This window comes from Bacteroides sp. 41_26 (assembly GCF_949740115.1).
In the GTDB taxonomy this organism is placed as follows: Bacteria; Bacteroidota; Bacteroidia; order Bacteroidales; family Bacteroidaceae; genus Bacteroides; species Bacteroides nordii.
On the sequence record NZ_CATJGZ010000043.1, the window covers coordinates 52,275 to 64,746 of the forward strand.

Sequence of the window (12,472 nt, forward strand, 5' to 3'; positions counted from 1 at the left end):
TCATATTTGAATAATAATGAGCTAAACTCACCACAGAGTTTTAAATCTTTGATGAAACGCGGATGAACGCAGATTAAAAGACTGTAATTCTTTATCATTTATTTGTTTTCTTTTGTGAAAATCTGCGTTCATCTGCGTTTCAATAAACCATCGCTTGGCGTATCTCCCCGTGCAGGAAGCGTTTTTTGTGCATAGCAGTCGAAATAGTTCCCCTTTTCAACTAAATATTACCCTATTAAGAGTCCTAAATTACAGAACTTTGCCCCATAATCAACTTTAGTATTGTTAACATGAAACAAAAGTCTTACAAAATGAAAAACAGACGAATAGCATGGCTGTTGGCTATGCTGTTGATAATCCCTCTGGGAGTTTTAGCACAAGGCATTTCTGTAAAAGGAATTGTGACCGATTCGGACGGAGAACCGGTCATTGGTGCTTCCGTTGTTGAAAAGGGAAAAACGAGCAATGGTACCATTACTGATTTGGATGGTAATTTCTCTTTGAATGTTTCCGGGAAGGGGAAAAAACTGGTTATATCTTACATTGGTATGACTACCCACGAGGTAGATGCAGTGGCCGGAAAGGTATTGAAAATAGTACTTCGTGATGATGCCCAGGCATTGGATGAAGTGGTTGTTATCGGTTACGGTACGAGTAAACGAGGAGATTTGACAGGTTCAATTGCTTCGGTAGGTGAAAAAACATTGAAAGATATTCCTGTAACCTCTGCCGCATCAGCTATCACCGGACGCCTTGCCGGTGTAAATGTAACCACTACCGAAGGATCTCCGGATGCCGAAATCAAAATACTTGTGCGTGGCGGTGGTTCTGTTACGCAGGATAATTCACCTCTTTTTATAGTCGATGGATTTCAGGTGGAAAATATCAATGATATTTCTCCTACCGATATTGAAACAATTGATGTTTTGAAGGATGCTTCTTCAACAGCCATCTATGGGGCTAAAGGAGCAAATGGTGTTGTGCTGGTGACAACCAAAAGCGGGAAAGCCGGTAAAACGGAAATCCAGTTTGGCGCTTCGGTCGGATTCAGCAATGTGTATAATATGAACGACATGCTTTCACCTTATGAATATGTATTCTATCAGCGTGAACTGGATCCGAGTGCAAGTGCCGGATGGTTTGGCCGTTTCGGCCGGTGGGAGGACATTGATATTTATCTTTCTAAAGCAGGTACCGACTGGCAGGATGTAATGTTCGGTAATACCGGTGTCAAACAGAATTATAATGTAAGCATCAAAGGGGGTACGGAAGATCTGAAATATAGTGTAAGTTATGTTCACGATGATGAATCGTATATCATGAAGACCTCTAACTTTTCTCGTGACAATGTAAACGCAAAAATCAATAAGAATATAGGTAAAAAACTATCTGTAGAGTTGGGCATGCGCTTGTCCAAGACTACGATTGACGGTCCGAAAGTATCTACCGGAAACCGCTTGCGCAACATTGTGAAATATGCACCGATCGGTACTTTAAGCGCACTATCCGAAAATGACATGGGAGGGGATATCTATAATTCGGAAGACCTGACCGACCTGAATGACCCCTATTATAATATTGTGAATAACTACAAAAAGCAGAACCGCTTTTCCAATGTATATAATGCTGCTTTCAACTGGGATATCATAAAGGGGTTGAGGTTCCGTGCACAAGGTTCTTATACCTATATGTATGATGATACGGATGACATCTACACCAACAATACCGGAGAGGCTAAGAATAACGGTGGTATGCCGGTAGCCAATCGTTCAACGATGAAGGGGAACAGCTATGGAGGTACTGCAACTTTGGAATACAAACTAAAGAAAAAGAAACACCGCTTTGACGCATTGCTTGGTACCGAACTTAACCATAGCCAGAAGATAGATATGAGTATAAAGTCTATGTTCTATCCAAATGATTTTACAGCACAAGATATTCTGGCTATGTGGAATATGGGTAAGGAACAACCTACCTATACCACAATCAATGAACCGGCCCGTACCAGTTCTTTCTTTGGGCGTGCCAACTATTCTTACAACGACCGTTATTATATTACGGTCACTGCCCGTGAAGATGGTACCAACGTATTTTCCCCCGGCAAAAAGTGGGGATTTTTTCCAGGAACCGCTTTGGCATGGAGAATCTCCGAAGAGGACTTTATGGAGCCCACCCAGGACTGGTTGAGTAACTTGAAACTTCGTTTAAGTTATGGTCTTGCCGGTAATGCCCGTGTAGGCTCTTACTGGCGTCAGAATTATGCTTTTGAAACATCTGCCAATAAGATTTATTATCCGGGAGAAGAATCAACCGGCTCATTAAAGACTTCAACGGTACTTCGTAATGAGAACTTGACCTGGGAAACCAAGTATTCTTCTAATTTAGGTTTCGACCTGGGATTTTTCAACAACCGGCTGAATGTGACTTTGGATTTCTATAAAGACATTACCAAAGATTTGATCCTGAAAGTACCGTTGCCTTCACATTCCGGTTATGAAAGCCAGTACCAGAATCTTGGCCAGACTACTAATAAAGGTCTGGAATTAACTGTGAACGGAACAATTATCGAGACCCGGAATTTTAGCCTGAGTGCCAACTTCAATATCTCTTTCAATAAAAATCGTGTAGATGCATTGGACGGAAATAACGAAATGATCGTTTCATCCAATACGGCCGATATAGGTAAAGACGACTACCGCGTTATCGTGGGCAGACAGCTCGGATTGATCTATGGATATGTGGCAGAGGGTATGTATGGATTTGATGATTTTACTTTCAATGAGGTTACTAAATCATGGGAGATTAATCCGGGAGTGGTAGACTGCTACGACCTGATGTCACGAAGTGAAAAGTATTACGGTCCCGGTCATATCAAATTGAAAGACCTTGATGGCGATAAAAAGATTACTGCTGAGAACGACCGTCAGGTGATTGGTAATGCATTACCAAAACATATCGGTGGCTTCAGCCTGAATGCAACTTGGAAAGGATTCGACCTTTCTGCCATGTTCAACTGGGTATATGGTAATGATATTCTTAATGCCGGTAAGATTGATTATACAACCTATGCCGGAAGTAAGAAGTACCAGAATCTAAGTTCAATCATGTCTATGGAAAACCGATTCCTTACAGTTGATCCCGAAACCGGCAAAAACATTTATTATGGAAATGATGCCAATCCGCAACGTCTGATGGAGTTGAATCAGAATGCACGTATCTGGCATCCGCTTACTAATTCTACCATCATTACAGACTGGGCGGTAGAAGATGGTTCTTTCCTCCGTTTCAGTAACCTGACAATCGGTTATACATTACCCAAACTGTTCACTCAAAAGTTCGCCGTACAGAATCTTCGTGTTTATTTTACGGCCAATAACCTGAAAACGTGGACTGCTTACAGCGGGCAAGATCCAGAGGTCAGTACTTCCGGCAACAATCTGACTCCCGGTAAGGATATCTCAGCTTATCCGAAATGTCATAGTTATATTTTTGGTCTTAATGTCACATTTTAATTTAAACAAACCATGAAAAGAATTAATATATATACTTTATTCCTGTGTATGGTGCTTTTATTCAGCTCATGCGAGGATTATCTGAATACAGAATCTCCTTCTGTATTGAGCCCCGAAACCGTATATACCACAAAGTCTATGACGGAAGCCGCATTGATGGGAGTATATGCTACGCTCGCCAGCGATAATTTATATAAAGGACGTATGTCTATCAACTGGCAGGGATATTCGGATATCGAAGGGTATAGAGGATTTGCCGAGACCGGTTACAACTCCGGAGAAACCGGATTCCAACACTTCTGGTGTGATATCTATGAATATCGTTGCCGCTGGACGGATGGTTTCCGTATGGCAGAGTTGGCTGCTACTGCTGTTGAAGGCATTCGTAATTCCCCGTTGATGGAGACTGAAAAGAAGGCAATGCAGGTTTATCTGGGAGAGGCATTGACATTGCGTGCATTGGCCTATTTTGAGCTGGTTCGTTATTGGGGAGATGTTCCTTATAAGGAACAAACGGCGAATTCCGATTTGTCTAATGTGTACATTGGAAAGACAGATCGCGATGTTATTTATGACAAGATTATAGAAGATCTGCAGGAAGCAGCCGAATACCTGCCGTGGATGGGGCAGGATGGTTATACCAGTGAACGCGTTACGAAAGGCTTTGCTCAAGGTTTGCTGGCGCGTGTCGCTTTGTTTGCCGGAGGATGGTCTGTACGTGATGCCAATCAGTTCTCGGATGCAAACGTAGAGCATCATCCAAGAATTGCCGATTTGAACGGTTACTATACAGGACGCCGCAAAGACTGGAAAAAATATTATGAGATAGCCGAGCAGGCATGTGCTAGTGTTATAGGCAGTGCAGATAACCCTCATAAACTTGATCCTGATTATGGAGATATCTGGAAAACAGTATGCCGCTTAGATTTGAACAGTTATAATGAAAACCTGTTTGAAGTAGCCATGGGGATGGGACAGGTTGGTGACATCGGTAACCTGATGGGGTACGGTATGGGTACCAATACCAAATATACAAATGGCCGTAGTATGGGCGGAAATTATGTATCTTCACATGCCTATTACTTCTACTCATTCGATCGGGACGATTTGCGCAGAGACTATGCAGTGACCTGGGCTTCTTATCCCAACAATGATACGAAAGAAACCATCAAAGGGGATATGCTCAACATGTCACTCAATAAATGGAACTTCTTCTGGACATCAGATAGCTGGAAATCACTTCTTAGTACGGCAACCAACCGTCTTGGCAATGGTATTAACTGGATTATCATGCGTTATCCGGACATTCTGTTGATGTATGCCGAGGCACGCAATGAACTCTATGGCCCTGAGTCTAAAAGTGAAGTAGCTCATATCAGTGCCCGTGAAGCGTTGGAACAGGTACGCGAACGTGCGTTTGGTGCAGGTTCTCTTAAAATCAAGCAATATGACACTAACTTTTTCAATGCTATTGTAAATGAGCGTGCGTGGGAGTTTGGAGGCGAAGCAGTACGTAAAATGGATTTGATCCGTTGGGGAATGCTGGATGAAAAGATTGAAGAGATGAAGCAAACGCTTTGCCTGATGATGGACGGAACTCAGCCATTTACCATTTTTGATAAAAGCTTTAATCCGGGAGATATTCCTACAAGCGTCTACTATAAATATGAAGATCCTGCATTGCCTGAATTTATAGATTATAAGTCAATTGAGTTTTACAAAGAATTACCGGGTAATCCCGATGAGAGTATTTATACGGAGGTTCAATGGGGATCGGGACGTCATCAATACAGTGAGAAGAAACCCACAGCCCATCTGGGTGCATATGTCAGTGTATTATGTGCTGCATCCGGTTTGATGGCAAACTATGACTACTCTTCTTTCTACAGCCAGCTCCAATACGGTGCGGATATCCGCGATATCATGGTGACCAAGACAATGGGTAACGGTAAATGTAATAACAGACATTTGTTTGCTATCTATAATCAGGATGTTTATGAAAGTAAGGGCCATGTGAGCAATTCTTACGGTTATTAATTATTTTAAGAAGAATGAATATGAAAAATATAATAAGTCTGCTGTTCGCCCTCTTATCATGCACTCTTATGGTGAGTTGTGATGACGAGATCAATGATTGGGGTATAGATTCGAGTCACGACCGGCTGTTTCGTCCGTTGGCATTTGAAAGTAAATCAGTAAAGGCAACTGCTGTCGAGATCAGTTACAACAAGGTAGTGAATGCTTCCGTATATATATTCGAGTTTAGTGAAGATAGTTTGCAGTTTAATCACATTGTGCGTACCGATACGATTTTAGCTGATACGCTGACTGTCTATTCGGATGATTCTAACCAGACGAAAGTAGAATACCGTACTTGGTTTAATAATCTGAAAGGAGTAACCAAGTATTCCGTTCGTATGAAAGCAATCAGTAGAGCGTTGGTTGAATCGGGCTATGTAAGTTTTTTCTTTGAAACTCCCAAAGAACAGATATTCACAAGTAATGTTCCGGAGATTGACAAAGTAACTCTTTATTGGACTCCGGTTAATGAGCTGACGGAATTTGTAATTTGGGAGAGGAATAGCAGTACAGGTGAACTGATAATGGAGACAGAACGACGTATCAATCTGCAGGAAGCAGGAGTCGATTTGAGTGCAGGTATGTACGTTCTGGGAGGTTTGAAAGGTGGTACTCCTTATACTGTTTATGCATTCAACGGAGAGAACAAGCGTGGAGAAGTCTCCTTCCGTACTTCCGGTATTCCCAATTCAGTGGCTCTTACTATTATGCCCGATACTCCGATTAATGCTGAATTAAGAAGATGTGCAGAAGAAGGTGCAACCAGTCTGACTTTAATCTTTGAAGGTGGACAAACTTATAACTATATCGGTATAAAAGAAAGCGAGAGCGATCCTGACGGTATTATCATTCCGGGTGGTATTGAGAATCTGGCGTTTGCGGGTACACTTTCGGCAACAGGCGAATTACCTTTATTGAAATTAGGGGCTGTATCCTTGAATGAGATTGTACAATCCGTTTCGTTTGATAAGCTTGCCTTAGATGGTGAACTGAGTAACTATCTTTTCAGTTTTGGTGCTAATCAGTTTAAGACGGTCAGCTTCACAGGATGTAATATATCCAATTATAATCGTTCAGTGGTACGTTGCACAACATCGGGGGTAAAACTGGACGCTGTAGTATTCAATAATTGTATCATCGACCACGTATCCAACAATGGTTATGCACTGATTGTTGCTAATCCGGCAGATCTCGGGACTGTAACCGTCTCCAACTGTACATTTATAGAGATGGGTTCATTGATTGATGCGAGGGGTGTAGTGGACGATATAACATTTGATAAATGCACCATCTACAATAACGAGTTCGGAGCCAGCAATTTCTTCCGTTTTCAGACACAACCTACGGAGATAGCTGTGACCAATCTGATCATTGCCGGTCCTAATAAAAACACAGAACTGGGTTGCGGATATAGTAATTACAAATATTTGGATTTTGCCACTTGTTACCTCACTTCCGAAGTGAAGTTGAATACAAGTCGTCCGTTTGCCAATATCAATACCTTCTCCGGTACGGCGGAGGATCTGTTTACCGATCCTGTCAATGGTGATTTCCATTTTAAACCCGGTGTTAAATTCCCCGGTGAAGGGGTGGCAGGAGATCCCAGATGGAACAAGTCTAATTAAATCTAAAATAACAGATACGTTATGAATAAAATGAATTTTATATACTTGTGTGCATTCCTCCCGTTCCTATTGGGAGGATGCTCCGAAACAGAACAGTTTTTTAATCCTCCTACAGGAGTAGTAATCCCTGAACCAGAGCCTGAACCGGAACCTACCGGAAATCCCTGTGCCTTTCCGGGTGCCGAAGGATTCGGACGGATGACCACTGGCGGACGGGGAGGAAAAGTGTATCATGTGACCACTTTGGAAGACGGTACAAAGGCGGGAACGTTGCGTTATGCAATCTCGCAAAGTGGTGCAAGAACCATTGTGTTTGACGTAGCCGGAACGATCTTCCTGACAAGTGATCTGAATATCACTAACGGAGATCTGACTATTGCCGGTCAGACAGCTCCGGGACAGGGGATCTGTATTGCTACCTATCCGGTGACGATCAAAGCCAGTAACGTCATTCTCCGTTATCTGCGTTTTCGCGTAGGTAATGAAGGAGGCGGTGAACCCGATGGACTGGGAGGTATGGAAAACAAAAATGTCATTGTAGATCATTGTTCCATCAGTTGGTCGGTAGATGAGTGCTGTTCCGTATACGGAGGTGAGAATCTGACTGTTCAATGGTGTATCATTTCCGAGAGCCTGCGTACAGCCGGTCATGGAAAAGGTAAACACGGATATGGTGGTAACTGGGGTGGTGCCGGCGCTTCCTACCATCATAACTTGCTGGCACATCATGAGAGCCGTGCGCCACGCCTTGGCCCGCGCCCGTTTACTCAGGAACGTGAACACATGGATATGAGAAACAATGTGATTTATAACTGGGCAGGCAACGGATGCTATGGCGGCGAAGGTATGAAGGTGAATATTGTAAACAACTACTATAAACCGGGTCCTGCCACTCCTGCCAAAAAGGCGGTTCGCTATCGTATTGCCGGAGTTGGTATCCGTACTGCGGAATATGTGGCTACCTATCCGGCATTTGCCCCGATGCTGCATGTATGGGGGAAATATTATGTAGACGGAAACGTGATGGAAGGTACGGATGAGGTGACCAACGACAACTGGACAAAAGGTATGTATGAGCAGGTTGACGATTCAAGAAATGACGGACTGTTCACTGCGGTAACCCGTGACACGATTCGCCTAACACTCCCGCTTGATGCTGATGTGATTACCACACATACTGCAAAACAGGCATTTGACCTGGTACTGGCGTATGCCGGATGTTCAAAACAAAGAGACATCATCGACGAACGTATCGCAAAAGAGACTAAGGAAGGAACTGCCACCTATACCGGAACTGTGACCGAAGGTGCTGCCGACGCTTCCGGTTTGATCGATTTACCTTCGGACGTAATGCCTGAAGGGGCAACCAGTCCCTGGCCTACATTGTCTGACGGAGGTGTGACAGCCGATGAGCTGAAAGATTCGGATGGGGATGGTATGCCCGATGTATGGGAGACTAAAAACGGATTGGATCCGAATAATACTTCTGATGGTAACGCAAAGACTTTGAGTAAAGAAGGATACACTAATCTTGAAGTTTATATGAATAGTCTGGTTAGTGATATTACCGAAAAGCAGAATAAAGTCAATGAATAGAAAGGTAAAAAGTTTGTGGTTCAGTAAAACCGTGTTTAACTAAAGTAATAGCTTGATCAGCTAACTTTTGCATGTGTAAGGTCCGGGCTTGGGATGAGTCCGGATCTTTTTTATTCATTGGTGTCGTATTTTCCTCCATTTGCGTACAATTGTCCCCCTGCGGGTTATAGGAAGAACTTAATTTTGTGTCTGATAATCAAACTTTTGTTTAACTAAAAAATGAAAATCATGAAAAGAGTATTCCTATTGAAAGCTTTTGTTCTTTTAAGCTGTTTGTTCTGTATCCCAATAGGGTTAAGAGCAGATGAAGTCACTCTGACAGCTGTATGGCCTTTTACAAGTGGTCCGGCCAATGAAACTTCTGCTACTGTCTCTCACGATAATATATTCTCTGCCACCTCTTTTAAATTAGGTAGCAACCTCTCCATGCCATCCACAGGGACATCCGGGAACCTGACATTCTCTCAAATCAGACCGGGAGAACAACATGGTACTGCGGCTACAGATGGTTCGGATGATGTGACGTTTACTGTAATACCTAAGAAAGGACTCACTTTCACACCGACAAGAATCAGTTTTGCGGCTTGCCGCTTTGGTACGAGCGGAGGTAATTTAATTATCAGGTGTGCGAACGGAGATAATGTTACCACATTGGCTGATGTCACCACACTGGGGCGTAGCGGACAAGACATTCCTTATACTGAATTGTCTTATGACATCAAGGGATATGAGGTAAAAGAAGGGGCCTTTGATATTTCAATTTCTGTCTACACTTTGGCCAATAACAAAACAATTGGCTTGACCGGCATTCTGTTGGAAGGTATTGTTTCCGGAGAGGCAGAGGATGTAGAGTCTTATACTTGTGCACTATCACTTTCTGATGTGAATGCAGGACAGGTCACTTTAAACCCGATTGCCGAACGTTATGATGAAGGTACGGCTATTACGGCTTCTGCAACAGAGAACTTTGGTTATCATTTTCTGCATTGGACGGATACAGAAGGAACTATTATATCCGATTCCAATCCTTATAACTTCAGGATAGAGAAGAATACTGTTTTGATTGCAAATTATAGCAAAACGAATACTTATTCACTGAATGTGAATCTCGAAGGCGGAGCAAATACTAATCTGGTTACAATCTCTCCGGCCGGTACTGAGATTAATGGTAAAATGATGTATGAAGAAGGAACCGAGATTTCTTTGACAGCTATAAATAATCCGATTTTTACTTTTCTGAACTGGGAAGACAATTCTACTGCTAAAGTTCGTACAATTACCATGCATCAGGATCAGAATGTTACTGCTAAGTTCAGTGCCTGTGACTTTATAGTGGGGTGGGATATGTATCAGGATGAACCGGGCAGCGAACGTCCTGCCGACTATAAGAGTGATACGGAAAATGCCGGTTTACTCTCTTTGCACAAAGAAGATAAAACGACTTCAAGCTGGTTGCCGAAGGGAGTCGCCAATGGTCCTTACAACGATATGTATTGTGCTGTCTGCTGGAAAGCGTTGCGTGTAAATACAGTGACCGAAAATGCCCCGTTGCCTTTGAGTGAATTGTATTATTATGAAGTATCATTTAAGACATTGGGTTACAGCAACGTGAAAGTATCGGCAACAATGGGTTGCAACTATAATGCTTTCTCTGTTCAGAATGCCGAGTATTCTGTAGATGGTGTTACCTACACTCGTTTGGGAACTATCACCCTTGAAGCAGCGAAGTCTTGGTATACGGGTCATTTTAATTTACCTTCAGAGTGCGATGGAAAAGAAAAAGTGTATGTTCGTTTCCGTCCCGATGTGACATCTGCTATTGTAGGTACTCCTTCCGGTCTTGACGGAACCTGTATAACAGATGTTTTTGTAACGGGAGACGAGGACGGTATCATCGATCCTACACCTCCGGTATTGGTAGCTTCCATTCCGCAGAAAAACGATACAGGTGTGTCGGCCGGAGGATCTATCATTCTGACCTTTGACAAGAGAGTCCAGGCAGGTACGGGTGATTGTACTTTAGGAGGTGAAGTTCTGAAAGGAACATTCAGTGGTAAAACAGTTGTTTTTCCTTACAGTGCGCTGGATTATAATACCACTTATACATTCACTATGCCCGAAGGTGCAGTGACTGACAAACATGGCAATGTTTTCAAAGGTTGCACACTGACTTTCACAACTATGGAACGTATTCAGCCGGAGGCACGTATCTTTGATGTTGTTATCGCACAAGATGGTACAGGTGATTATACTACTGTACAGGAAGCGATCGATGCAGCGCCTGCCGGACAAGTGAAACCTTACCTGATTTTTATAAAGAAGGGTACTTACAAGGGACACGTTAATATTCCGGATTCAAAACCGTACTTACATTTTATTGGCCAGAGTGCCGATGAGGTTATCATCTCAGATGATCGCCTTTGTGGGGGTATATCAGATCCTTCGATTCCCACTTATGGAGTAGCCGACGGTGCTACCGTAGTCTGTCAGGCTGCCGATTGTTATTTTGAGAATATTACTTTAGAGAATTCCTGGGGTGTTGAAAAGAACGGAGGTCCGCAGGCATTGGCTTTGTACACCAACAATGACCGTATTATCTTAAACAAATGCAGACTTCTGAGTTATCAGGATACTTATCTTACTTCAACTAAGAATAATGCACATCGCCATTACCTGAAGAACTGCTTCATAGAAGGTGCTGTCGACTTTATTTATGGAGGTGGTGATGCATACTTTGACGATTGTATTCTGAATATTGTCCGTCCGGCAGGTGGATACATTGTAGCACCCAGCCATGGTGCATCTACAAAGTGGGGATATGTATTTATGAATAATAAGATTACTACTGACCGTGTCAGTGATCCTTCTACTTATTCCATCTGGCTGGGTCGTCCCTGGCATAATAATCCGAAAACTGTTTTTATCAATACTATCGCCGAAGTGTCTATCCCTGCAACCGGCTGGTATCAGACAATGGGGGGACTTCCTGCTCTCTGGGCCGAATACAACACAATGGATAAGAATGGAAATCCGGTAGACCTGAGCAACCGCAATACTTACTATTATTATATGGATGGTGACAAGAAAGTAGAAGGTTATTCCAAAGCTGTATTGACTGCCGAAGAAGCTGCCCAATATACAGTGAAGAACATACTGACCGGTGAGGATGCATGGCAACCGGTTTTGAGAACCGAAGCTTGTGCAGCTCCGGTAGTGAAGATTACGAATGGTAAAATAACCTGGGAGGCTGTTCCTTTTGCCATTTGTTATGCAATATCCAAAGATGGCAATGTTATTGGTTTCACCACAGAAACGTCCTATGATTACGATCCGATAGCTAAATATACAGTTCAGGCTGTCAATGAATACGGAGGTCTGAGCGGTGTGTCTTCTTCGGGTGTAGGTATTGAAGATACATTAGTAAGTACTGATATTATCAGAACCGAATATTACACAGTAGAAGGTTTGAAAATACAGGCTCCGGTCAAGGGGATTACTATCGTTCGGCATTATAAGAGCGACGGCAGTGTGAATACTGAGAAAATATTTAATAAATAACTTAGAGCCTGTTTAAATTTTGTTCAGCATTCTTTTGAGAGTTATTTTTGAGGATATTTTTTCGTTTTTACGAGGAGCATAGCGGGCTATGTGACGACTAAA

At 42.8% G+C, this 12,472-nt stretch carries 5 protein-coding genes; all 5 read left to right on the forward strand.

What is annotated here, in order from left to right; all coding sequences use genetic code 11:
- The first annotated feature begins 311 nt into the window (after positions 1-311).
- On the forward strand, positions 312-3,512 hold the full coding sequence (locus QX565_RS01895) for a SusC/RagA family TonB-linked outer membrane protein (protein ID WP_289290957.1): 3,201 nt from the start codon (positions 312-314) through the stop codon (positions 3,510-3,512).
- A 12-nt stretch (positions 3,513-3,524) separates the two neighbouring features.
- Complete coding sequence (locus QX565_RS01900; RefSeq protein WP_289290958.1) at positions 3,525-5,549, forward strand: RagB/SusD family nutrient uptake outer membrane protein; 2,025 nt, start codon at positions 3,525-3,527, stop codon at positions 5,547-5,549.
- Between the two features lie 20 nt (positions 5,550-5,569).
- A complete protein-coding gene (locus QX565_RS01905) occupies positions 5,570-7,216 on the forward strand; it encodes a DUF5123 domain-containing protein (protein WP_289290959.1) in 1,647 nt (548 codons plus the stop codon).
- 21 nt (positions 7,217-7,237) lie between these two features.
- Positions 7,238-8,812: a pectate lyase family protein gene (locus QX565_RS01910; RefSeq protein ID WP_289290961.1), complete on the forward strand. Its 1,575-nt coding sequence runs from the start codon at positions 7,238-7,240 to the stop codon at positions 8,810-8,812.
- A 228-nt stretch (positions 8,813-9,040) separates the two neighbouring features.
- On the forward strand, positions 9,041-12,370 hold the full coding sequence (locus QX565_RS01915) for a pectinesterase family protein (protein ID WP_289290963.1): 3,330 nt from the start codon (positions 9,041-9,043) through the stop codon (positions 12,368-12,370).
- Positions 12,371-12,472 lie beyond the last annotated feature (102 nt).